Genomic DNA, 22,960 nt, shown 5'->3' with positions numbered 1-22,960 from the left:
GGCGCTTGGCCAATCGGGGTTGAGGCTCGAAAAATGCAAAAACTCAGCACAAGCACATGATAACAAACGGGCGGCCCCCGTGCCGGGGCCGAAGACGCCGTCCTGCCGGGGGAGGGGGAACCCTACGAATTTGGCGTGCGTCGATAGACAGCACGGAACCACAGCGTCGAGAAGAGTTGGGCTGAAGCGGCAACGCAAAACGGCAGCACATACTCGCCTTCCTCCAGCATCCGACCAAAAGCGCTCGGCCAGGCGCCTGTCGTCAGACTCAGGACAATCATCATGCTGACTTTCCGCTGCCAGGAACGCTGGCCGCGCGTGCCTGCGGCCGCGATGGCCGAACGGCTGCCGCGGCTGCCAAGGTTCAAAGCCATGCAGCCGATGTTCAAAACGGCCGCCAACCAGAACCATGGCGCCCAAGGCAAAGCCAGCACAAACAAGATGCCGCACAATTGCATGTACACCATCACTTGAACCGGGCCAAAACGATCCGCCAGGCGCACAGTGGCCATCGCCACCATCCCGGTGGCGATGTACGATGCGGATACCACCAGTCCGATGAGTGCTTCAGGGGCGTCAAACCGGACTGAAAACCAGTAGGAGGTCATCGTGCTGGCCAGCGCGACGGCTGCTCCGTTCATGACATTGGCCAGCTGCGCCAGAGCCTGCGTTCTCCCTGGTGCCGATGTCTGCGCAAGTGTGACCGAAGCGTGTGCCACGCGCCGTCGGGCCTCGTGTTTCGAGTGCCGTATTTTATCTACCACCAACTTCGCGCAAAAAATCACAATCACAACTGTCAATGGGACCAACGGGCGTATCCTGGCGGCATTCGGAAACCAGTGGTTCCACTCCGCCGTAGTGACGGTCACCAGCGCAGTCATCAGCATGATGAAGCAGAGCGCAGCCCAGACAGCCTGGGTATCGGTTTGGTGATTCCGAACAGACTGTTCGTGGCCATCTGGTGAGGTCCGTGCTGCCTGTCGGGAAGGTTTTCGACTACCGCCGGGAGCATTCGCGATGACCAATGTGCATGCCAACGCCAAGCCGGACATCAATGCGAACAGTGGACGGTACGCCAAGGCGCCCGGCAATATACCCTGGCAAAGCGACGGAAATGCGGCGGCGGCCGAGCCGACGCCCATCCCCAGATAGCCTAACGCGGCATGGATGCCAAAAACATAGTTGGCGAATGACTTGTCACGGCGCAACGCATAGGCGCCCAACCAACCACGTTCAATCGGGGTTATGGGCCCTCCCGAGCCACTGTGTCCGCGTCCGAATCCAGCAGTGCTGACAGCGAGGCAGATAACGATAGGATTCGCTGACAACGTCATCATCAGTGCTGCCGCTGCGGCAATCACTTCAAACAACATCACGAAGCGCTTGGGGCCGAGCCGCTGATTGATTTCGCCGGCAAATACCGTGAACAGGCTGCGCACGATTCCGGATAGCGCCAGCAAACCGCCGATGGCGGCCCCGTTCCAGCCAAGGGATTTCAGGTAGAGACTGACGTCAACAACAGCTATTCCTTGACAGATATTGCGCAGCAACGCTGCAATCTGTAGCATCCGTACCGCCTTGTGCGGCCCCAGACGCCCCCACACCGCCTTCAATCGCAGCCCTCCCGGAGGTAAAGAGACTTGAAGATGATATGCATCAATGTAGCACGCAATCGTTGACATCCTGTGTCAGGAATTGAAAATAGGATCAGGCACGATTCGGAATGGGGAGAATGTGAATGAGGGCGGATAGACTCCTGGGCATCATCATGAGCTTGCGGACTGAAGGCAGATTGACAGCAAGGGAGATGGCGCGCCGGTTTGAAGTATCGGAACGGACCATTTACCGGGATATTGACGCCCTGAGTGGCATGGGCGTGCCAATATTTTCTGCCCCCGGTGTCGGTGGCGGATTCACATTGTCCGAATCATTCCAAACCCAAATTGACGGCTTGACGACAGCGGAAGTCCAGGCGCTGTTCACCAGTCTTTCGAAAGGCTCGTTGCAGGAGCTTGGCATTGACCAGGCGCTGCAGACGGCCTTCATAAAGTTATTGCACGCATTGCCAGAGCACAAGCAGGCGGAAGCCAAGTGGATACAGGGGAGAATATATCTCGATTCGGTGGCGTGGTCCAGAGACTCCCGACAAACAGAGTTTGTGAGGGTCGTGCAGCAAGCCGTTTGGACCGAACGACAAGTGGAGATCATCTATCACCCGGCACACGGCGACACCGTGCAATTGACCGTCCAGCCGTATGGACTTGTATGCAAAGCCGGCATCTGGTTCATGGTGGGACCTGCGGTTGATTCCACGGTCAAAGGGATTCATGCGTATCGCATATCACGTATTGAAACCGTCCGGCTGACCGAGACACGTTTCCAGCGGCCGGGCGGTTTCGACCTGCAAACCTTCTGGGAAAAATGGGTCGCCGCATTTGACGCAAGGAGGTCTCAGTATCGCGCGGTGCCTCCATCCACCTGATGCGGCAGCCATCGCCCCCGGCCAAGTCGGGCGGGGGCGGCTGCAAGCTAGCGTGCCGGGTTCGCCCACGGCGGTGTGTCAGACCACCGCGGTGGTGTCCGTCTCAATCAGGTTGGCGCCCGCCTTGGCGACAATCTTGCCCTGGCTGAAGGCGAAGGCGGCGCTGTGCTGGACAACCTGGTCCAGGGCGTTGGTCACCGCCGTCGCATCGACCGGCTGCTTCGGGTTGCGGATGGAAATCCGCACCGTCTTGTCCTGGTCGGTGCGAAACATGAGCTGCAAAACGACCTTCTTGTCCACGAAACTTCACCCCCCTCGCTCGCTTCCATGCGCTGCCGGTCAAGCCGTGGCGCTGGAGAGCGCGTCCTGGTTCACCCGCACCACCTGCAGCAACGGCTCGGCGAACAATGCGCCCAGTGCCTGGCCCACCGCCAGTACGTCGTCATCCGACGCCTGGGGCGACACGTTGGCGAAGCTGTAGGTGCCAATCTTGGGCGATCCGTCCGCCATCGTCCCGGTCTGCACTTGAATCTGCAGCCGGGTGGAGAGTGGGTTCACGTTGGCCATCGTTGGCCCCTCCCTTCCGCGCGAAGCGTCGCGCACTTTGGGAAATGCAGCGATGGCCGCCTGCGGGGGGACAGGCTCTGCGGTGGGGCAAGCGGGAGCCGTCTCACTGTTCCTGCGGCACACACAGGAAGCGATCCCACCGCCTCCAGTGGCCCCAGCGTCCCTGCGGGGCGTGGGGGATGGAGCTTCACCCGCGCAGCGGGGGGAGGCGGCGGGTCAATTGCAGCCAGAGGTCGGCCGCGTCCCGGCCCGCCACCAATTCGTCGTCCAGCCAGAGAAACGGGCGGCGGGAGCACAGCTCACACTGTTCCGTGCAGGCGAGGTAGTGGACCTGCAGGTTCAGGCCGGCGGCCTTCAGGCGTGTCAAGGCGGCACCAGACCCCAGGTCGAGGTTTTCACTGCAGACTTCGACGACGGGTTGGCTGTTGCGATTTTCCACGGTCGCGATTCCCGCTTTCCAGTTCCATCATGACTTCATGGTACGGCGGTGCCACAGCCAATAGGCCGCGCCGATGGCCAGGGCGCACCCGGTGACGTACGCCAACGACGACTGGGCGATGTGCAAAATCCAGTCCAGGTGCTCGCCGAACCAGTAGCCGACGCAGACCCAGGCGGTGCACCACAGCGCCGCGCCAAGGCCAGTGTAAAACATAAACGGCTCCAATTCCATGCCGCCTATCCCCGCCACGTACGGGCTGACCGAACGGACGCCGGGGAGAAAGCGGCCGGGGACGAGCAGAAGCGGGCCAAAGCGGTCAATCAGGCGGGAGGTGCGCATCAGGCTACCGAAGCTAACCCAGCGCAGCCGGGTCAGTCTGTCGAGCACCCCGCGGCCAAAGCGGCGGCTGGCCGCATACGCCATGACGGATCCGAACATATAGCCGATAAAACTGCATGCGATGACGCCGTCCAAGCGGAAGTTGGCGTCAGCGGCGGCGAAGCCGTAGAACGCCATCACGGCGTCGCCGGGGAAAGGCAGCCCCAGGCCTTCGATGATGAGCGCCAGGACGATGCCCGGGTAACCGATGCGGAAGACGCCTTCCAAGACGTGGCTGAACCAAGCCAGCATAACGGGGTCACTCTCCAGGTTTGGCGTGTGCGCTGCGGCCGGCGGCGCGGGTTGGTCCTTTGTCATACATACGCCCGTCCACCGGCAAACATGTCCCGCCGCCGGTCATGCGCCGGTTGGCTTCGCCTGCTATCATAAGGGCACAAGGGACGAGGCAACGAGGATTCGGGGCAGACCGAGGGGGGAATGGCGGTGTGGATGTTGGTGGGGGCGAACGGCTACACCTTCAATCCCAGGCAGCCGCGCTTTGACGCGCTGATCGTGGAGGACGGGGTCATCATAGCGGTCGGGGAGCGGCAGGAGCTGCGGCTGCAGCTGGGGGCGCGCCTGGATGCCGTGTTAGACGTGGAGGGCGCCACCGTCCTGCCAGGCTTCGTGGACAGCCACCTGCACGTGAGCGCGGTGGGCGAGCAGGCGATGCAGCTGGATTTGACCGGCGTCAAGTCGCAACATGAACTGCTGCAACGGGTGCGTGAACGCGCGTCCGCGCTGCCGCCCGGCGCGTGGCTGCTGGGCGCGGGTTGGGATGAAAACCGCTTCGATGAAGCCCGCTGGCCGAGCAGACAAGAGCTGGACGAGGCGGCCGGGGGACGGCCGCTGGTTTTGACGCGCATCTGCCACCACGCGTACTTGGTCAATACAGAGGCGCTGTGGAAATCAGGCCTGGGACTGACGCCTCCTGATCCGAAGGACGGCCGGTTTGTCCGCGACGAGCGCGGCGAAGTCGCCGGGTTGGTGCACGACAACGCGATTCTCCCCATCCTGCGAGCCATTCCGCCGCGCTCGCGGTCGGAAGACAAGCAAATGCTGCGGCTGGGCATGGAGGCGGCTCTGGCCAACGGCATCACGGCTGTGCACACGGACGACACGCGCACGTTCGGCGGTTTCGCCGCCACGTGGACGCTCTACCATGAACTCATTCGCCAGGACGGGGTGGCGCTGCGCGTGCACCAACTGGTGGACAGCTCCTTTCTAACGGAGTGCCGGCGTGCCCTGGCCGATCTGCCGGCACCCGACGAGTGGCTGGAGGTCGGGGCCATCAAGCTGTTTGCGGACGGGGCGCTGGGAGCGCGCACCGCCTGGCTGGCAGCAGACTACACGGACGTCCCGGGGTGGCGGGGGATACCCGTGTGCAGCCCGGAGGAGTTGACCGCGCGCGTCCGGGCTGCACACGACCTCGGGTTTGCGGCCGCCGTCCACGCCATCGGGGATGCCGCGCTCGACATGACCCTCACCGCCTTCGAGCAGGGAGGAGGCAGCAGCCTTCCGGATCGCATCGTCCACGCGGAGGTGGTGCGCCCGGACCTGGTCCGCCGGATGCAAGCGCTTGGGGAGCGCATCATCGTCGACATTCAGCCTCGCTTTGCGGTCAGCGACTTCCCGTGGGTTGAGGAGCGGCTGGGCCCGGCAAGGCTGAGCGGAGTGTGTGCGTGGCGGACGCTGGCCGAGGCAGGGATTGGGTTGTGTGGCGGATCGGACGCGCCCGTGGAGCCCATCAACCCGCTGCTGGGGATTCACGCGGCCGTCACGCGACGGCCGCCGCATGCAAAGGGCCCTGGCTTCACGCTCTCGCAGGTGTTGGACCGGGAGACGGCCGTCCGCCTGTTCACACAGGGGGCTTGCCGCGCCAACCGGCGCGAGGCGGTCAAGGGGGTCATTCGGCCGGGAGCCTGGGCGGATTTGACCGTGCTCAGCCGCGATGTGTTGGCGGAAGCGGAGGACGCGCTGTTGGAGGCGCGGGTGTTGTGGACGGTGGTCGGCGGACGCGTGGCGTATGCACACAACGGGAGGACGGAGAGACTGCGGTGAACCTGGACGAGTTTGCTTTGATTCGCAGTTTGGCGGAGCGACTGGAACAGGCGGCGCCGGGGGTGGTGGCCGGGATCGGCGACGACGCGGCGGTGCTGGCGGGAGTGGACGGCGACGAGTGGCTGGTCAGCACCGACACCCTGGTGGAAGGGGTGCACTTTCTCGACGCCACGATGCGCCCGGAGGATGTGGGGTGGAAGGCGCTCGCCGTCTCTATCAGTGACATCGCGGCCATGGGCGGCCGGCCGCGAGGGGCGGTGCTGGCCGTGGCGGTCCCCAAACAGGGGAGTTGGCCCGCCGAGCGTCTGACGGCCTTGTACGACGGCGTGGCAGAGGTCTGCAAAACCTTCGCCTGCCCGCTGGTCGGAGGCGACACGGTCGGCACCGCGGGGCCGCTGGTGTTGACCAGCACCGTGTTCGGCACCGTCCCGGCCGGGGGCGCGCGGCTGCGTTCGCTGGCGCAGCCTGGGGATGTGGTGTTTGTCACCGGCTGGGTGGGTGTATCGGCCGCCGGCTTGGAGGTGCTCCGGCGCCTGGCCGGGTTGGAGCGGGCGGCAGCGGGCGGTGGGGTGTCGCCGGTTGGCGGGACACAAGGAGCCCAGCCCGCCATCGGACCGGCCGGGCTGGGCGGGCTGGCGCCGGACGAGGTGGAGTACCTGGTGCGGGCGCATCGCCGTCCCGTGCCCCAGGTGCTGGCCGGAGAGGTGCTGCGCAGGTGCGGATCGAACGCGTTGAACGATATCAGCGACGGGTTGGCGAATGAGTTGAACGAGATTGCGGAGGCCAGTCAGGTGCGGCTGCGGGTGCGCGCGGACAAACTGCCGCTGCACCCGGCGGCGATCAACGCGGGGCGCCGCTTTGGGGTGCCCGCGTCTGATTGGGCCTGGTACGGGGGCGAAGACTTTGAGTTGGTCGGCACGGCGCCGCCGTTAGCGTTTGCCCGCGCGCTCGCGCAGTTGGAGGCAGAGGGCGTGAGGCTAACCCAGATTGGCCGCGTCGAGGTGGGAGATGGGGTGATTGTCGAGCACCCGGACGGCCGTTTGGACATCCTGGAGCCGCGGGGCTACAATCACTTCAGAGAGTAGTGGCAGCCAGAGCCTGGTTCGACAGCCTGGCGGAAGGAGCCGGTCATGGTCGATGCGATGACCTTTACCACCCAATCTGCGCAAGAGACGAAAAAGTTAGGCCGCGTGTTGGGGCGCCTGCTCAAACCTGCGGACGTGGTGCTTTTGTCCGGTGACTTGGGTGCCGGCAAGACGACGTTCGCCAAGGGGGTGGCCGAGGGGCTCGGGATTGGTCAGGAGGTCACGAGTCCGACCTTCACCTTGATTGCCGAATACGAGGACGGCCGCATCCCGTTTGTGCACATGGACCTGTATCGTCTGTACGAGGAAGGCGGGACGATGGCCGCAGAGCTGGATGCGATTGGTTTTGCCGACTACCTGGAGGGGCGGGCGGCGGTGCTGATTGAGTGGCCGCAGGCGGTGCTGGGCGAGCTGGAGGACGCCCTGACCGTCCACATCGCCCAACAGCCGCTGCCGCGCGTCGACGAGCGGACGTTCGCGTGCCGGGCGCTCGGGCCGCGCAGTTGGCAGCGCCTGGATGAGTGGGTGAAAAGATGGTTGTTTTGACCATGGACACGGCCACTGACGCGTTGTCTGTGGCGGTCGGACGCATGGAAGACGGCGCGGTGGAGGTGGCGGCCGCCGCCGCATCGTTGGTGCAGCGCGGCCATTCCCGGCTGCTGCAGCCGCTGGCCATGCAGGTCTGCCAGACCGCCGGCGTCGAGCCCGGGGACCTTGAGGGCATCGTCGTCGGGGTGGGACCGGGATCGTACACGGGCGTGCGGCTGGCCGTCAGCACCGCGAAGGCGATGGCCCTGGTGTTGGGTGTGCCGGTGCTCCCCGTGTCGACACTGTGGGCTCTGGCGGAGGCGGCTTGCCCGGACCAAACAGCGGCTTCTTGGCTGGTGATGCCGCTCGTCTACGCGCGCCGTCGGCGCGCTTTTGGCGCTCTGTACCACAAACGGTTTGGCGTTTGGCGGACATTGGAGGAGGAGCGGGTGCGGCCTGTGGGGGAATGGTCGAGCCGGATGGCCGATGCGGCGGCTCACCTGTCTGAGCCCGAGGGGCCGCCGCTCTGCCTGGTGACCGACGACTTTCGCGAATCCCACCACGTGCTGCCGGAGTTAAGCATCGCCCCTCTGCACACGCGGGCGCCGTTGGCGGCCGTAGCAGGCGGCTTGGGCCCGGCGCTGCTGCGGCTTGCCGCCGCCGGGGCGGCGACGTGGAGACGCGGGGATGAGGTGCACGAGATTGAGCCGATGTATGGTTTGGCTGTCGAAGCTGAGGTCAAACTGGAGGAGGCGAAAGGGCGTGGCCATGGCCAACTATGAGTTCGAGGCCGGCGAGTTTCACCTGCGCCCGATGACCGTTCGCGACATAAGTCAGGTGATGCGGGTGGAGCAGCGCTCGTTCACGAGCCCATGGTCGCGCCAGGCGTTTCTGGCTGAGTTGCTGGACAACCAGTTCGCGCGCTACCTGGTCGCGGAACGGGAGGGAACCGTGGTCGGCTACGCCGGGGTCTGGTTGGTGGTGGATGAGGGCCATGTGACCAACATCGCGGTCGATCCGGATTTTCGCGGCCGCCATTTGGGGGAGGCCCTGCTCCGCGCGCTGATGGCCATCTGCGCGGCCAACGGCATCCTGCGCATGACGCTGGAGGTCCGGGTGTCGAACGCGGTGGCGCAGAACCTGTACAAGAAGTTCGGCTTTCACGGGGTCGGGGTGCGCAAGGGCTACTACACCGACAACCACGAGGACGCGCTCATCATGTGGGCGAATCTGCCGCCGCTCTCCAGCCTGGACGGGGCGGCCAAGAAAGGGTGAACGGCTTGCTCCTGTTGGGCATTGAGACGAGTTGCGACGAGACCGCCGCGGCCATAGTCCGCGACGGTCGCGTTGTTTTGGCGGAAAGCATTGCTTCGCAGATGGATGTGCACGCACGATTTGGCGGCGTGGTGCCGGAGGTGGCCTCGCGCCGGCATGTGGCCGTGGTCACGCGCGTGGTGGCGGACACGCTGTCCCAAGCCGGTCTTGCCTTTGCCGAGTTGGACGGGATTGCGGTCACTTATGGGCCGGGCCTGCTCGGGGCCCTGTTGGTCGGCGTGTCCGCCGCCAAGGGCATGGCCCTGGCCAGCGGGTTGCCGTTGGTGGGGGTTCACCACATCGCCGGCCATGTGGCCGCCGCCCTGTTGGCGGACGAGGCGGATGCGGGCGCGCGGCTGCCCGCCCTGGCCCTGGTCGTATCCGGCGGGCACACGGAGATCTTGCGGGTGGACGAGCGGTTCGGCTTCACCCGGTTGGGCGGCACCATTGACGACGCAGCCGGCGAGGCCTACGACAAGGTGGCGCGCCTCCTGGGACTCGCCTATCCCGGCGGCCCCAAGCTGGACCAGTTGGCTCTCACGGGCAATCCAGAGGCCTATGCTTTCCCGCGGTCGTTGATTGATGCGCCGAACTTCGATTTCAGTTTCAGCGGCCTCAAAACGGCTGTGGCCAACGAGTTGAACCGGCGGCGGCAACGGGGAGAGGCTGTGGACATTGCGGATGTGGCGGCGAGTTTTCAACAGGCGGTGTGCGACGTGCTTGTGGAAAAGACTGCGCGCGCGGTGGCTGCGACCGGACTGCACCGCGTCGTCGTGGCCGGCGGGGTCGCCGCCAACCAAGGGCTGCGCCGGGCGCTTGCGGAGCGGGCGGAGGCGGACGGATTTACGGTGGTGTTTCCGCCGCGCAGGCTGTGCACAGACAACGCGGCGATGATTGCCGCCGCCGGGTACTTCGCCATGCGACGAGGGCTGCGCCACGACCTGCACCTGAATGCGCACGCCACCGTGTCGCTGGCTGACTGGCAGTGCGGCCGGGTGGTATGAACGCTTTGCAGCGGCGGGCATGCGCTTGGGATGCCCTGCGGCCCGCGTTGGCGCTGGCCAAGGGCGGGGATGCCCGGACTTGGCCAGCCTGGGGGCAAGCTGTGGACAGCCCTGTGGATAACCTGTGCATACTGTGGATAGGCGTCCCTGTGGACGGTGTGAACAACTGGCACCAGGCCAACGTGGGCGGCCCTTATGCCTGTGGATAACCGTGTGGATATTGTGGATAAATCGGTGGATAACGGTTGTCCACAGGGTCGGGGGCGATGGGCCAAAGCCGCCCAGTGGGCCGAGTGGCCGAGCAGCCAAGATTCGCGCGGGCGCTCTCGCTCCGCCGCCATGGTGCCCCAGTCAGGGCTGGCGCGCCTGTCGCTCCAGCGCCTCCAACTCGGCCGCTGCCTGTTCCCAGGCTGTAAGCAGTTGCTGGTGCTGGGCTTGCAGCTGCTCATGTTGGGCCTGCAGGCGCTGCCCGGCCTCGTAGTCTTGGTCCCGCGCGGCTTGCACCAGGCCTTCGCCCACGCTCTGCATCCGCTCCTCGACGGTCGTGATTTGCTGTTCCAGTTCCGATACGCGCGCTCGCAGCTTGCGCAGGTCGGCCGAGCGCACCCGGGCGGGACCCGGCGCAGGCGCCGCCGGACCCGATGCGTTGGCGGCTGCTTGCGGGTCTATGCCCGGCCTTTGCGCTGTGGGGTCGATTTCACCTCTGTTGTCCGCCCCTTGGCCACCGGGCCCGGACGTCTTTGCGGCGGGCGTCGCAGCGGATGTCGCCGCCCATTTTTGCTCCTCGTTCCGCTTGTGCACGTACTCGCTGTAATTGCCCAGGTACAAGCGCACCCCATCGGCGTCCATGTGCAGCACATGGGTGGCGAGACCGTCTATGAAGTAACGGTCGTGCGAAACGAAGAGAATCGTGCCGTCATAGTCAGCCAAGGCATCCTCGAGGGCTTCCCGGCTGTCCAGGTCGAGGTGGTTGGTCGGTTCATCCAACACCAGCACGTTGGGCCGACGCAGCATCAACCGGCACAGGGCAAGCCGGCTGCGCTCACCGCCGCTGAGTCCGGCGACCGGCAGCTGGACGTCTTCGCCGCGGAACAGAAACCTCCCCAACGCAGTGCGCACGCTGGTCAGGTCGAGGCTGGGAAACTCGTCGTGAATCTGCGCCAAGACGGTTTTGCTCTCGTCCAAGTTTTCTTGCTCCTGGTCGTAGTACCCGATGTGGACATGCTGTCCCCAGTGGATGCGCCCCGCCAACGGCTGGGCTTGCCCGACGAGGGTTTTCAGCAGCGTCGACTTGCCGATTCCGTTGGGGCCGATGATGGCCAGGCGCTGCCCGCGCAGCAGGTGCAAGTTAATGGGCCCCGCCAGGGGCCGATCCGGAAACCCCACCACCACATCCTCCAACCTCAGCACATCGCGCCCACTCGCGCGGGCCGCCGAAAACCGCAGCCCCATCCGCCTGTCGTCGGCTCGCGGCGGTTCCAGCCGTTCCATCCGTTCCAGAAGCTTGCGTCGGCTCTGCGCCCGTCTGGTCGTGGACGCACGGGCGATGTTCTTCTGGATGAACGCCTCCATGCGGGCAATCTCCTGCTGCTGGGCGTCGTACCGCTTCTGCGCCTGTTCCATCCATTCCGCCCGCTGCTCCATGTAGCGGGAGTAGTTCCCTATGTACCGTGTCGTGCGGCCGTCCGCCAGTTCATACGTGACGGTGGCCACCTGGTCCAGAAAGTAGCGATCATGCGAGACCACGATCACCGCGCCGGGGTACCCGGCCAGGTACGATTCGAGCCAGGACAAGCGCTCCGTATCGAGGTAGTTGGTCGGTTCGTCGAGCACAAGGATGTCCGGCTCCGTGGCCAACAGCCGCGCCAGCGACAGCCTCGTCTTCTGTCCGCCGCTCAGGCTCTGCACGCTCTGGGTGTGCATCGCGGCGGGAAACGCCAGGCCGTCCAGCACCCGGCGCACCCGCGCCTCTACCGCGTACCCGCCCGCTTCCTCAAATTCCTGTTGCAGGCGCGCGTAGCGCTGGCTCACAGCCTCCAGGCGCAGCGGGTCCGCGTAGACGGACGGATCGGCCATTTGCGCTTCCGCCGCCCGCATCTCGGCTTCCAGCTGCCGCAGCCCGGCGAAGGCGCCGGCGACAAAGTCAAACACCGTCTGCCTGTCGTCCGCCTCCACATATTGCGCGACATAGCCGATGGAGACCCCGCGGCCGAGGCTGACGCTGCCGGCGTCGCACGGCTCCAGGCCGACGAGAATGCGGAGCAAGGTGGTCTTGCCGGCGCCGTTTTTGCCAATCAAAGCCACCCTGTCCCGCTCTTGCAGGACGAGATTGGCTCCCCGCAACACAGGGTGACCGTCGTATTGTTTTTCGATTTGATTCGCCTGCAGGACAATCATCGTTGCGCTCCCACCTTTGGTCTCGCCGGCGCGCCGCCGCAACGCGGGCACGCAGCCGGCGTTCCCTTCTACTTAACCAATTTTCGTGCGGCCGGACAAGGCGAACCTGGTTTGCGGTACAATGGATGCACAAGCTCTGCGGGGTGAAAAGGGATGCAGACGGCGCAAACTCCGATGCAGTCGGACAAGGCGGCGGCCCGGCAACGCTTCCTGCAATTGCGGCGGGCCCTGCCCGCGGACGAGCGTGCGCGCGCGGCACGCGCCATCCAGGAGCGCCTGGCTGGCGTGATGGCAGAGATGCGGCCCATTCAGCAAGGCGTGGGCACGGCCGGTTTTTTCGCCGCCATGCGCGGGGAGCCGGACGTATCCCCCGTGGCGGCAGCCTGGCGTGAACGAGGTGGTCTCGTCGCCTATCCGCGCGTGGAAGGGCCGCGCCGGATGACGTTCCGTCGCGTGGCCCACGAGCGGGAACTCACGCCCGGAGCGTTTCATATTTTGGAACCGCCAGCAGAGGCGCCGGTGGCGCCGCCGGCGGAGTTGTCGGTCCTGGTCATTCCCGCTGTGGCCTACACGCAATCGGGTTACCGCCTGGGCTACGGCGGCGGCTATTACGACACCTACCTGGCCCAGCCGGGCGTGCGCGCGCTGCGTGTCGGTGTCGCGTTTTCCGTGCAGGTGACGGCGTCGGCCGCCTGGCCGGTCGATCCGTTCGACCAGCCTGTCGATATCCTGGTTACGGAGGATGGGGTTGTGCGATGCAACCGCGCGCGCTCATCTTAGCAGGCGGAGCCAGCCGCCGGATGGGAGCGGACAAACTGGCGCTGCCCTGGCGGCCGGGAAGTCAGCTCACGGTGCTGGGGGCGGTGTTGGCGGCGGTGCGCCCGTTGGCACGCGAGGTGGTGGTGCTGGCGGCGCCTGGGGCGGACGTGCCGGCGGTCATCCGGCAGGCGCGTTTGGCTGGGCTGGCCGACGTCCGCGTGCACCTCGATGCGCGTCCACAGCAAGGACCGCTCCCCGCCCTGGCGGCTGTGTGGCCGCAGCTGGAGGGGGAGGAAGGCCCAGGGGCCGCATCGACTGGGGCGGCGCCCGGCGTCCGTCCCGCGGTAGCCGCCGGACCTTGCGGCGCCGCACTCTGCGGAGGGGGGACGCTGGCGGTCGAGGATGCGGTGTTCGTTTTGGCGGGGGATCTGCCGGGCTTGGCGCCGCGCGTGTTGGAGGTTCTGTGGAAGCGCTACCAGGTGTTGTCGGAGAAACGCGCGTGCGATGCGGTGCTGGTGATACGAGAGGGGCGTTGGCAGCCGCTCCTTGGGTGTTACTGTGCGGCCGTGGGCCGGATTTGGCGGGCGGCGGCGGCAAGCGGGGAGACGCGGCTGATGCGGGCGCTGGCCGGTCTGCGCCTGGCCGGCGTGGACGCGGATGCGCAAGGCTGGCCGTCTTGGTGGACGCGGCCGCTGCACACCCCGGCGGATTTGTCAGCTTGGCGAGAGTACACAACGAGGCGTGGAGGTGGAGTCACATGAAGCGGGAGGTACCAGTCGAGCAGGCTGTCGGCATGGTGCTGGCACACGACCTGACGCAGATTATCCCCGGGCAGTTCAAGGGCGTCGCGTTCAAGCTGGGGCACGTCATCCGCGAGGAAGACATCCCCAGGCTGCTGGACATGGGCAAGCGCCACATTTATGTGCTGGAGCCAGATGACAATGAGCTGCATGAGAACGAAGGGGCGCTGCGCATGGCGCAGGCGGTGACCGGTCCCGGGGTGCGGTTGAGCGAGGTGCACGAGGGTAAAGTGACGATGTACGCCGCAACGCGGGGCCTTTTGTGGGTGAATGTGGAGACGGTCACCGAGATGAACAAAATCCCCGACATCGCGGTCATCACCCGCACGCCCTTGGTCGATGTAGCCGAAGGGGAATCGATTGGCGCGGTGCGGCCCATCCCGTTGCTGGTAGAGCGGGCGAAAGTGGAACGGGTGGAGGCGCTCGCGGCGGCCGTCGCCGACAGGAAAGTCATCGACGTGCTCCCGTACCAGCCGCACCGGGCGGCCATCGTCACCACCGGCACCGAGATTCAAAGCGGCCGTGTCGCCGACAGGTCGGGTCCGGTTTTGCGCGAGAAGTTCGCCCGCTTTGGCGTCGAGGTGATAAGCCAGGTGTTTCCTGGTGACGAGGTGGAGGCGATTGCGGCGGCCATTGTCGAGGCATGCCAGGGCGGCGCCAGCATCGTCTGTGTGACCGGGGGCATGTCGGTCGATCCGGACGACCGCTCGCCGGGCGCCATCCGCCGGGCGGTGGACATAGTTGTGCGCTACGGCATGCCGCTGTTGCCCGGTTCCATGACGATGTTGGGGTACCGTGGACAGACGGCTGTCTTTGGCCTGCCCGGCGCGGTCATCCACGACGCGAAGACGGCGTTCGACGTGCTCCTGCCGCGGGTGCTCGCCGGCGTGCGCATCACCGAGGACGACATTGCCCGGCTCGGTGTGGGCGGCTGGTTGAACGCATAACGGAAGTGAAGACGCGGCCCGAGTTTGGCCGCGTCTTGCCGCATCTTATGGAAGCGTGAAGTCGATGCAAAGGATTCCATTGCCGCCACTCTGGACGGTCACTTCTCTAATGTTTCGAGGATTTCCAGGTGAATTTCTCTTGCTCGAGCCGGGGTGATGACCTCTTCCGGATCGACCTTTTCGACATGAACGCTGGTCGCATCGACATAGAGGTGCTCCCCTTGCAGTCTCGCATGTTTGTCATATGGCCAAACGAAAGCCTGACGAGTGCGATAGTGATAAACGGCTTCTTTGTCCTCCACGTCGATTCCCAATTCCGTCAGGTCCCTGCCTGTGACGAGAAAATTAAACGTGAGTTCGTCGCACAAACCCCAGTCTGCAACCGCAATCCGGTCGTCCGTATTCCACATCACGGCATCTTTTACGGACCGATAGAAGTCAATGACGCCTTGTTTGCCGCGAATCACACTCGGCTTCCCCCAATTGATGCGATAAACCGGTTCCTCGGTCATCATGTCGGGCGCCACGATGTCGTCAAACAACCCCGCACCTTCCAAGTGAATGTGCCTGCGGTAGTTCTTGAGGATGGCACGATGTAACGGATTCTCGGTTGTCTCGATGAGCTTCGTGATCACGTCCGTACAATGATAGATCTCTTCTTCAAAGCGATTCATATGGGCGCTCCTTCCTTAGATTTAGTTGACCAATGCGTCCGCTGTGACTTCCATTCTGGCGCGCAGTCTCGGTGCCGTTTCGGTGAGGAAGAAGGAGACGAGCATGGCCATCAACGCGAATCCTGTGGACATCAACAGGGGTGCCACGAGGCCAAAGTGGTTCGCCATCACGCCGCCAGCGGAGACAATCCCGACGCCGCCGATAAATTCCCCCGTGGCCATCGCCAGTCCAATCGCTGCTCCAACATTTCTCCTCGGTACCGTCTCTGCGGGAATGACCGACATATAGAGTGCCATCGGTCCAGGGCCAGCGCATCCAATGAAAACAACCACCATAAGCAGCCAGAGCGGACCATGCAGATACAGGATGGACAACGGTCCCAGGCTGGAGATCAAACAAAACAGAATCATCATCGGCTTCCTGCCCCACCGGTCCGACAGAGTCGGCACAACAAAACCCCAGACGGCCGCACTGATGCCGACTATTGACATGACATAGCTCATGATGTTGGGAGGCATTCCTCGCACCTGTGTCAAATAGAGTGGAGCATATGTGAACAACAATGTGTACCAGGGGATCAGGCAGACCGAAATAATCATGCACAGCACAATATTACGATATTTAAACACAACCCATGGCTTGATCTTTGGCTCCGTGGACTGTTTACCGTTCGACGTCGCATCCAGCGAATCGTCGGCCAGCAGGTTCGGCTCCCTTAAGAATAGCCACATAAGGATGGCTACGAGAATGCCTGGGATGACGGTGAAGAAGAACGTGTATCGCCAGCCGAACGCTGTGGCCAGCGCCACAATAATGATGGGCCCGAGCATGCCGCCCAATATGTTGGAAGAAAAATTTTGGAGAAACCCTAAATTGAATCCGCGACGGGAATATGTGGATTCCGCAAGGAGTATAGAGCTTCCGAGCGGAAAGAATGGTCCTTCCAGCAATCCCATCACCATTCGGAACACGACCAAGAGAAGAAAGCCTGTAGCGAGACCCGTGATGAAGGAAAAAAAGGAGAAGGCCAGGACACAAATGATGAGGAGCAGCTTGCGTTTCCCCAAGAGATCTCCAACATACCCTCCGAAATAGCCCGACAACGACCATGTCAATGAAAAACCAGCCGCGATGAATCCGACCTGGGCGTTGGACAGATGAAGGTCCTTGACCATAAAGGGCATTAAGTAATTGATGTCCAGTCTCTCGAGAAAGAGAAACCCCCAGCCGAGTGACAGAATTGCCAGGACAGCGTTTTCATACGACCACAGCCGTCTTATGACGTGCAAAGTCAATCCACCTCTCTGCACCGCCCAGTTTCTCTCTCCCCGAGAGGGGATAGGGGATTGCAGAGGCCGTTGTTCGCATCACCCTCCCGGAGAGAGCCCCGAACGGATGAAATGAAAATGAGGTTCTTGTGGTCTGAAACCGAATTCATAAACCGGAGAAGCTACCGTTCTGGCCAATCAGAGATACATTTGCGGGTTGATCGGGATACCGTGCTCGCGGCAGTAGGTTTCGTAGTGGTGGATATACCACCAGACATCGACCGTCTCTAAGAAATTGGCGTTCTCGTCGTAAAACTCGATGGGTCCCTGAAGCCAGCCAAACAGCTTGACGCCATTCGGATCGTCACTGACGAGCGTATGGGAAAGTCCCGGTGTTTCATAGATAAAATCTCCGGGATGTGCCACCCAATCATATTCGAGATACCGGCAACTGCCTTCCAGGCACACCATGACGACGGTCCCCCTGTGTTTATGGGTGCCGATTACTCCCCCGGACTTAATCCAAAGAATGTTGCTGGCAATGTTGTTGCGCACATCGAAGGCAAGGTGCCGGATGGAAGCGTTTTCACCGAACGGCACCCATGGGCTCTCCTGCGAATTGACAAATTTTCCGGGGACACTGTGGCGGTCGATAACATGCTTATAGGGCTCGGGAATATCAATGATCTTGTAAGCGGATGAGTAAGCGGCCGAGGGTGTTGTTACCTTCGGATTGGGCGTTCCGGACATACTAGTCTTCCTCCTTCATTGCACTATTATTTTTCTATTTAGAGTAATGATAATAATACATACGAACAATAATATTGTCAACAAAGTTGTATCATTATTGTCAACGCACAGGAAGGGCTGTGACACCGGCGGTTTCACTATTTCCCGATTCAACTTTTAAAGTCCATAAGCGGTTGAACTATGAAGCCAAACAACTCCACGCGCCGGTCTGTCCGTGTCCCTGAGGCACAGGCGCCCACAAGGGCGCCTGGATGGGGAATGAGCAATCGTGCGGATCAGCGGTGAACATCAATACGGGAATGTGAATCCCAGGCATTCCAGTGCGGAGCGCGGTACCTCCATGCGGGCCGTTTTGAGCGGATCGACCACTTGACAGACGCGCAGTTGCCCGGTCGCACTGAGCAAAAGCGCCGCCTCCGCCAAGTCGAGGGAGAACTCTTGCGCCAGCCAGTACACCATGCGCTTGGTCGCCAGCGTCGATGCGTCGTCGAGCAGTTCGGCTGACGCAATCGTCATCACGGCCTCGTCATCCACGATCATCGGCACCGGCCACGGGCGTTCCTTGAGCACATGCAGCTTAACCTGCACCGTTCCCGCAATCTCGACGCCGCACACGGCCACCTCGCCGTCGCCCATCGCGGCGTGCAGGTCGCCCAGCGCCAACAGGGCGCCAGGAACATTGACCGGGAGAATCAGGCGAGCACCCGTGGTGATGCGGGTGCAGTCCATGTTGCCGCCGTGATCTCCCGGGGTCCCGCAGGCCACTCGGCCTTCGGCGGGAGCTGTGCCAATGACGCCAATCATCGGGCGCAGGGGCAACTGCACGCGGTCGGAAAAGACAGCCTTGCCGTCGAGGATGGGGATCATGCGGATGACGTTGGAATAGAGTTCGTCGCCAAACACCCCCAGGTCGGGGCCGGTGGTCATCACGCCGCGCTCCGCGAGGCGAATATCCTGGATGTGCACCACCAACAAGTCCCCGGGCTCGGCTCCTTCCACGTAGATGGGGCCGGTGGCGGGATTGATGCGCTCCCAATCGAGGGTCCCGAAGTCTTGGTGTTCGTCGGTGATCTGGTTCTCAAAGCAATCGCAGGTCGCGATTTCCACAGTCTCCCCATTCGCCACCCGCAACGCCGGCGGGTTGTCTGGAGCCATGGCGTAAATCAGGTGTGCGTTGGACAAGCGGGTTGTCACGGGGCATCCTCCTCCGTATGGTCGGGTGTATCCTGCGCCGCGCCGGGCGCACCCGGCACGGGCGAAGAGAGAAAGTCTATTCTTCCAGCCGCATCGCCTGGGGCGCCCGGCGAAAACCGCGACTGCTGATGGCCAGCACGATGAGCCCCACAATGGCCCACGTGGCGCCGAGGCGCAGCGTAAAGCGGTCGAAGTTGAGCCACACGTACAGCAGCACGGCAAACCCGAGCAGCGGCATGACCAGGTGGGCAAACCAGCGTCCAGATCGGCTCTTGATGAAATGATAGATCACCACGGTCAGATTGAGCAGCAGGAAGGTGGTCAGAGCGCCGAAGTTGACCAGTGAGCTGAGCTGGCCGATGGAGCTGGAGACACTGACCGCAATCGACACCACGGCCACCAGCAAGGTCGACGTGTACGGCGTCTGGTAGCGCGGGTGGACTTTCGCGAGAAAGCTAGGCAGAACGCGGTCGCGGCCCATGCTGAAGAGCAGCCGAGAGATGGCGGCTTGGGCAGCCAGCGCGTTGGCGATGCCCCAGGCAATGACCGTCGCCACCAAGCATAAGACCTTCAGCCAAGTGCCCCCGACGCGTTCGGCGACAAAGTAAAAGGCGACATCCGGATCTGGAAAGTGCCTGAAGTCGGGATACGCGGAGGCGGCCAGGTAGGTCAGCAACATGAACAGTACCGCAACCACGACCAAGGCCGTCACCGTGGCGCGGCCCACCGTGCGTCGCCCGCCGCGGGTCTCTTCGGACAGCGTGCTGATGCCGTCAAAGCCCAGAAAACTCAGCACGGCGATGGATGTGGCGGCGCCCACCATGCTCCAGCTAAACGCGTGCGGCCTGAGGACGGGGGCGGCCGTGAAGGCGGTGTGGCCTTGGCCGCTCGCCACATAGACAAACGCCATGATGCAGAACAAAGCGAAGGTGATCAGCTCGAAGACCAATATCACCCAATTGGCGCGGCTGGTGAGCTGGATGCCGAGCACGTTGATGACGGTGTTGATGGCGACAAACACGACAATCCAGACCCAGGTGGGGACACCCGGGACCAGCTCGCCCAGCCAGGATGCGGAGACCAGGTATAAAAGCGAAGGAATCAGGATGTAGTCGAGCAGGATCATCCAGCCGGCAAAAAAGCCGATGTACGGGTTCCAACCCCGCTGCACATAGGCGTACGCCGATCCAGAGACGGGGAACGCTTCCGACATTCGCGCGTAGCTGTAGGCGGTAAAAATCATGCCGACAAGTCCGATGAAGTAGGCGAATACCACCATTCCGTTCGCGGTCTGCACGACCTGTCCGTAGATGCCCATGGGTGCGATGGGGACCATGAAGATGAGACCGTAGACGACCAAATCCCAAAACGACAGGGACCGCTTCAATTCCTGCTTGTATCCGTATTGTTCCACAGATGGAAATGTATCGTCCGTTCCCTGTTGATGCGAGTTCATAAGGTGCCTCCCTTCAAAACACGTCTTGGTACGTCTGCCACTCCCAATCGGTGATGGAATCCAGGAACGATTCGTAGTCTGCCTCACGCAGCGAAATCAGCATGTCTACGGTAGCATCGCCCAACACTTCGCGCAGCCATGCATCGGTACGCAGCACCTGCAGCCCCTGTTCGAAGGTGCGGGGGAGCTGCGGCAAATCCGGCGACTCGTAGGGATCCGCCCGCACGGGCGGGGGCGGCTCCAACTTTCGATCTATGCCATCCAGGCCGGCGGCCAGGATGACGGCGAGGGTGAGGTACGGATCGGCGTCCGCGCCTGGCACGCGGTTTTCCAACCGGGTCTGTTCGCCGCGCGCCCGGGGCACACGGATCATCGCGCCACGGTGTTCATACCCCCAGCAAGCACGGGTTGGGGCGAAGGAATGGGCGCGCAGCCGCTTGAACGCGTTGATTGTTGCGCAGGTCACGGCCGCGATGGAGGAAGCGTGATCGAGTTGTCCGGCCATGAACCAACGGCAGATGGCAGACAACCCGTCCGGTGCTTTCTCGTCGTAAAACAGGTTGGTTCCATTCGCGTCGTGAAGGCTGTGGTGCAAATGTGCACCACTTCCGCTCATGCCGGCTCGAGGCTTGCTCATGAATGTGGCCAGGTACCCGTGTTTGGCCGCCACTTCCCGGATACTGGTGCGGTAGTAGAAGGCCATGTCGGCAATTTCGATATCCCAGAAGGGGGCGTTGGAAACCTCGAACTGGCCCGACCCGTACTCGGTGTTGGCCACCTCGGGGCCGGCCCCCAGTTCCTGCAGCGTCTGCAGGATGTCCAGCAGCACAGGCTCCAGCTGTGCTTGCACGGTCTCGGAGAAACACTGCAGACCGCTCCATGCCGGCGCCCATCCGTCGTCCGTCCGGCGCAGCAGGTAAAACTCGTACTCGTAGGACCCGCACAGCCGCCACCCCCGTTCCGCCAGGCGCTTGAGCGCGCGGCGGAGCACCTCGCGCGGGGCATGCGGCAGGGGAAGGCCGTCAGGGTTGTAGATGTCGGCGATCACCCGGGCGACGCCCGGCGCATAGGGGAGCACCGAAAACGTGCTCAGGTCTGCCCGCAGCGGCCAACTGGGGAAGCCGGCGGGAAACGAGGTCCCCTCCGGGCCGGACACCAGGCGTGACGAGGCGGGCAAGCCGAACAACGCCGACGGGAAGGACAGTTGGTCGGCCTCCAACTGTTCGAGAAAGTGGCGCGTCGATACGTAACGGGCGCGCGCCACATTGGCCAGGTCCTGCACGCACACGCGGACAGCCTGGATCTGATGCTCGCGCACCAGCGCGTGCACATGGTTGCGCCATTCCTCCGACGTGGCTGGCTCTGTCGGCCGCATGTCTGTTCACCTCCTGTCGAAAAGACCGGGGCCTGCCGTGAAGTTCGACAGGTCTCCGTGATGTGGAGACTTGATTAGCAAATTTCGTGCCAGTGTTCCCGACAACGGTGAATCCGGGGCCTAATGCTGCGGACAAGTGGATTTCGGAACAAAGACGGGCATTTACAAACCGTGTCGGTTATGCGATAGTTCAGGGCAAGTGGTTCACCAGCGGCGGGAATGGTGCAATAGTGCACCGGGTGGCAGGGACAGCACACAGCCCGGCGCCGCTCGGAGCGGCACACTGCGTACAGGAAGGGGCGTGCAAGGGATGGAGCCGGTCGCGGAGAGTGAACAGATGCGCGCGTTGCTGAAACTCGCGCGCAAAGTGGCCTCGTTTCCGACCACCCTCTTGATTGAGGGGGAAACCGGGAGCGGCAAGGAAGTGCTGGCGGACTACCTGCACGAGCACAGTGCGCGGCGGAACCAGCCTTTCGTCAAGGTGAACTGTGCGTCGATTCCGGAGCAACTGTTTGAATCGGAGTTGTTCGGGTATGAACGGGGAGCCTTCACGGGCGCCAAACGCGAGGGCCATGCTGGTCTGTTTGAAATGGCCAATCAGGGCACCCTGTTGCTGGACGAGGTCGGTGAGCTGTCGCCGGCCATCCAGGCGAAGCTCCTGCGCGTCTTGCAGGAGCGGGAGATTCGCCGGGTAGGCGGGAGTTGGTCGAAGGCGGTGGACGTGCGGGTGCTGGCCTGCACCAATCGAGACCTGCGGGCGTTGGTCGAGCAGGGGCGGTTTCGCGAAGACCTGTACTACCGGCTGCAGGTGGTGCACCTGCGGGTGCCGCCCTTGAGGCATCGCCCGGCCGACATTGTGCCGCTCTGCCACGCGTTCCTGGAGGAATTCTGTCAAGCCTATGGCCTGGTCCGGCGGCTGTCGCGAGCGGCGGAGCGTCTCCTGGTGGCGTACCCGTGGCCCGGGAACGTCCGCGAGTTGCGCAACGTCATGGAGAGGCTCTGCGTGACCATGGATGGCGAGCGGATTGACGCGGAAGACGTGGCGGCCGTGTTGCCGTCAACCGCCACGGCCGCGGAGCCCAAGATGGCCCGAGGAGCGGTAGCGGGCGCTGGCAACCCGGCGCCTACCACGGCCAGCCAGCGGGTCGGCGGTGGGGGTGTGCGCTCTTTTCAGGAGGCAATGGCCGCGGCTGAAAGACAGATTGTGATGGAGGCTTTAGCTTCCACGGCCAGCATCCGGCAGGCTGCGGCGGCGCTGGGGCTGAGCCACTCCACACTGCTGCGGAAAATGGCGCGGCATGGGCTATCGAGATCGCCAAGCCAGGGCATGTCCTCCCGCTAACAGTCTCGCCCTCCCCTGCGGCGTTTGTGCGCGAGCCAGCCTGCGCCGGACGAGCCTCGCTTCGCCTTGCTGGGCTTCTGCCGCCCGTGTATGATGGGGGTGAGTGGCGTCCCTGATGGAGTCTTGGGCACAAGTCGGG

The 22,960-nt window shown here is 63.4% G+C and carries 24 protein-coding genes; 12 read left to right on the top strand and 12 right to left on the bottom strand.

The window, feature by feature from the left end; genetic code table 11:
• Window positions 1-122: 122 nt before the first annotated feature.
• Entirely contained in the window at window positions 123-1,604 is a 1,482-nt protein-coding gene (locus AK2_RS00330; protein ID WP_369406107.1) for an MFS transporter, read from the bottom strand.
• Window positions 1,605-1,738: 134 nt separating this feature from the next.
• On the opposite strand from AK2_RS00330, the gene AK2_RS00325 reads away from it, so the two are divergent.
• Complete coding sequence (locus AK2_RS00325; RefSeq protein WP_067930028.1) at window positions 1,739-2,482, top strand: helix-turn-helix transcriptional regulator; 744 nt, start codon at window positions 1,739-1,741, stop codon at window positions 2,480-2,482.
• 78 nt (window positions 2,483-2,560) lie between these two features.
• Here the strand turns inward: AK2_RS00325 and AK2_RS00320 are convergent, their stop codons facing one another.
• From AK2_RS00320 to AK2_RS00305, 4 genes are all read right to left on the bottom strand, one after another.
• On the bottom strand, window positions 2,561-2,782 hold the full coding sequence (locus AK2_RS00320) for a DUF2922 domain-containing protein (protein WP_157076158.1): 222 nt from the start codon (window positions 2,780-2,782) through the stop codon (window positions 2,561-2,563).
• A 39-nt stretch (window positions 2,783-2,821) separates the two neighbouring features.
• Window positions 2,822-3,049 (bottom strand): DUF1659 domain-containing protein, encoded by a 228-nt coding sequence (locus AK2_RS00315; protein WP_067930026.1) that lies wholly within the window; start codon window positions 3,047-3,049, stop codon window positions 2,822-2,824.
• Between the two features lie 187 nt (window positions 3,050-3,236).
• Window positions 3,237-3,488 (bottom strand): DUF1450 domain-containing protein, encoded by a 252-nt coding sequence (locus AK2_RS00310; protein ID WP_067930024.1) that lies wholly within the window; start codon window positions 3,486-3,488, stop codon window positions 3,237-3,239.
• A 27-nt stretch (window positions 3,489-3,515) separates the two neighbouring features.
• Complete coding sequence (locus AK2_RS00305; protein WP_083520686.1) at window positions 3,516-4,184, bottom strand: DedA family protein; 669 nt, start codon at window positions 4,182-4,184, stop codon at window positions 3,516-3,518.
• A gap of 132 nt (window positions 4,185-4,316) precedes the next feature.
• On the opposite strand from AK2_RS00305, the gene AK2_RS00300 reads away from it, so the two are divergent.
• From AK2_RS00300 to AK2_RS00270, 7 genes are read left to right on the top strand one after another with little or no spacing between them, the layout of a single operon-like run.
• Window positions 4,317-5,927, top strand: a complete 1,611-nt coding sequence (locus tag AK2_RS00300) for an amidohydrolase (RefSeq protein ID WP_245632711.1) — start codon at window positions 4,317-4,319, stop codon at window positions 5,925-5,927.
• A complete protein-coding gene (gene thiL, locus AK2_RS00295) occupies window positions 5,924-7,012 on the top strand; it encodes a thiamine-phosphate kinase (RefSeq protein ID WP_067930018.1) in 1,089 nt (362 codons plus the stop codon). Before AK2_RS00300 ends, thiL begins: the two co-directional genes overlap by 4 nt.
• A gap of 45 nt (window positions 7,013-7,057) precedes the next feature.
• Window positions 7,058-7,558, top strand: coding sequence for a tRNA (adenosine(37)-N6)-threonylcarbamoyltransferase complex ATPase subunit type 1 TsaE (tsaE, locus tag AK2_RS00290; RefSeq protein ID WP_067930016.1), 501 nt, complete (start codon window positions 7,058-7,060; stop codon window positions 7,556-7,558).
• A gap of 2 nt (window positions 7,559-7,560) precedes the next feature.
• Window positions 7,561-8,322, top strand: coding sequence for a tRNA (adenosine(37)-N6)-threonylcarbamoyltransferase complex dimerization subunit type 1 TsaB (gene tsaB / locus AK2_RS00285; RefSeq protein WP_067930014.1), 762 nt, complete (start codon window positions 7,561-7,563; stop codon window positions 8,320-8,322).
• Window positions 8,309-8,815, top strand: coding sequence for a ribosomal protein S18-alanine N-acetyltransferase (gene rimI / locus AK2_RS00280; RefSeq protein WP_067930488.1), 507 nt, complete (start codon window positions 8,309-8,311; stop codon window positions 8,813-8,815). Before tsaB ends, rimI begins: the two co-directional genes overlap by 14 nt.
• 5 nt (window positions 8,816-8,820) lie before the next feature.
• The gene (tsaD, locus tag AK2_RS00275; RefSeq protein ID WP_067930485.1) at window positions 8,821-9,858 is read left to right on the top strand and encodes a tRNA (adenosine(37)-N6)-threonylcarbamoyltransferase complex transferase subunit TsaD; all 1,038 of its coding nucleotides are present in this window, start codon (window positions 8,821-8,823) and stop codon (window positions 9,856-9,858) included.
• Window positions 9,855-10,067, top strand: a complete 213-nt coding sequence (locus AK2_RS00270; protein ID WP_067930012.1) for a hypothetical protein — start codon at window positions 9,855-9,857, stop codon at window positions 10,065-10,067. The genes tsaD and AK2_RS00270 overlap by 4 nt, the downstream gene beginning before the upstream one ends.
• Window positions 10,068-10,209: 142 nt before the next feature.
• On the opposite strand, the gene AK2_RS00265 is transcribed toward AK2_RS00270, so the two are convergent.
• Window positions 10,210-12,255: an ABC-F family ATP-binding cassette domain-containing protein gene (locus AK2_RS00265; protein WP_083520682.1), complete on the bottom strand. Its 2,046-nt coding sequence runs from the start codon at window positions 12,253-12,255 to the stop codon at window positions 10,210-10,212.
• Between the two features lie 153 nt (window positions 12,256-12,408).
• Between AK2_RS00265 and AK2_RS00260 the strand changes: the two genes are divergently transcribed.
• Genes AK2_RS00260 through AK2_RS00250 form a run of 3 tightly spaced genes read left to right on the top strand, consistent with a single transcriptional unit; the run spans window position 12,409 to window position 14,761 of the window.
• A complete protein-coding gene (locus AK2_RS00260; RefSeq protein WP_067930010.1) occupies window positions 12,409-13,035 on the top strand; it encodes a 5-formyltetrahydrofolate cyclo-ligase in 627 nt (208 codons plus the stop codon).
• Window positions 13,011-13,775, top strand: coding sequence for a molybdenum cofactor guanylyltransferase (mobA, locus tag AK2_RS00255; RefSeq protein WP_067930008.1), 765 nt, complete (start codon window positions 13,011-13,013; stop codon window positions 13,773-13,775). Before AK2_RS00260 ends, mobA begins: the two co-directional genes overlap by 25 nt.
• Entirely contained in the window at window positions 13,772-14,761 is a 990-nt protein-coding gene (locus AK2_RS00250; protein ID WP_067930006.1) for a molybdopterin-binding protein, read from the top strand. Before mobA ends, AK2_RS00250 begins: the two co-directional genes overlap by 4 nt.
• 98 nt (window positions 14,762-14,859) lie before the next feature.
• Here the strand turns inward: AK2_RS00250 and AK2_RS00245 are convergent, their stop codons facing one another.
• From AK2_RS00245 to AK2_RS00220, 6 genes are all read right to left on the bottom strand, one after another.
• Complete coding sequence (locus tag AK2_RS00245; RefSeq protein WP_067930004.1) at window positions 14,860-15,435, bottom strand: hypothetical protein; 576 nt, start codon at window positions 15,433-15,435, stop codon at window positions 14,860-14,862.
• 21 nt (window positions 15,436-15,456) lie between these two features.
• The gene (locus AK2_RS00240) at window positions 15,457-16,725 is read right to left on the bottom strand and encodes an MFS transporter (protein ID WP_067930003.1); all 1,269 of its coding nucleotides are present in this window, start codon (window positions 16,723-16,725) and stop codon (window positions 15,457-15,459) included.
• Between the two features lie 177 nt (window positions 16,726-16,902).
• Window positions 16,903-17,454: a 2,4'-dihydroxyacetophenone dioxygenase family protein gene (locus AK2_RS00235; RefSeq protein WP_067930001.1), complete on the bottom strand. Its 552-nt coding sequence runs from the start codon at window positions 17,452-17,454 to the stop codon at window positions 16,903-16,905.
• Between the two features lie 288 nt (window positions 17,455-17,742).
• Window positions 17,743-18,609, bottom strand: a complete 867-nt coding sequence (locus AK2_RS00230) for an acetamidase/formamidase family protein (RefSeq protein WP_067930479.1) — start codon at window positions 18,607-18,609, stop codon at window positions 17,743-17,745.
• 115 nt (window positions 18,610-18,724) lie between these two features.
• Window positions 18,725-20,104, bottom strand: a complete 1,380-nt coding sequence (locus tag AK2_RS00225) for an APC family permease (protein ID WP_067929999.1) — start codon at window positions 20,102-20,104, stop codon at window positions 18,725-18,727.
• 13 nt (window positions 20,105-20,117) lie between these two features.
• Window positions 20,118-21,479 carry a glutamine synthetase family protein gene (locus AK2_RS00220; protein WP_067929998.1) on the bottom strand — a complete coding sequence of 454 codons (1,362 nt, stop codon included), beginning with the start codon at window positions 21,477-21,479 and terminating at the stop codon, window positions 20,118-20,120.
• Window positions 21,480-21,789: 310 nt separating this feature from the next.
• Here AK2_RS00220 and AK2_RS00215 point away from each other — a divergent pair, with 310 nt between their 5' ends.
• Complete coding sequence (locus AK2_RS00215) at window positions 21,790-22,821, top strand: sigma-54 interaction domain-containing protein (protein WP_067929995.1); 1,032 nt, start codon at window positions 21,790-21,792, stop codon at window positions 22,819-22,821.
• Window positions 22,822-22,960 lie beyond the last annotated feature (139 nt).

It is taken from the genome of Alicyclobacillus kakegawensis NBRC 103104 (assembly GCF_001552655.1).
GTDB lineage: Bacteria > Bacillota > Bacilli > Alicyclobacillales > Alicyclobacillaceae > Alicyclobacillus_G > Alicyclobacillus_G kakegawensis.
Note: the sequence above shows the minus strand (reverse complement) of the source record. Positions and strands in the feature narration are given on the sequence as shown.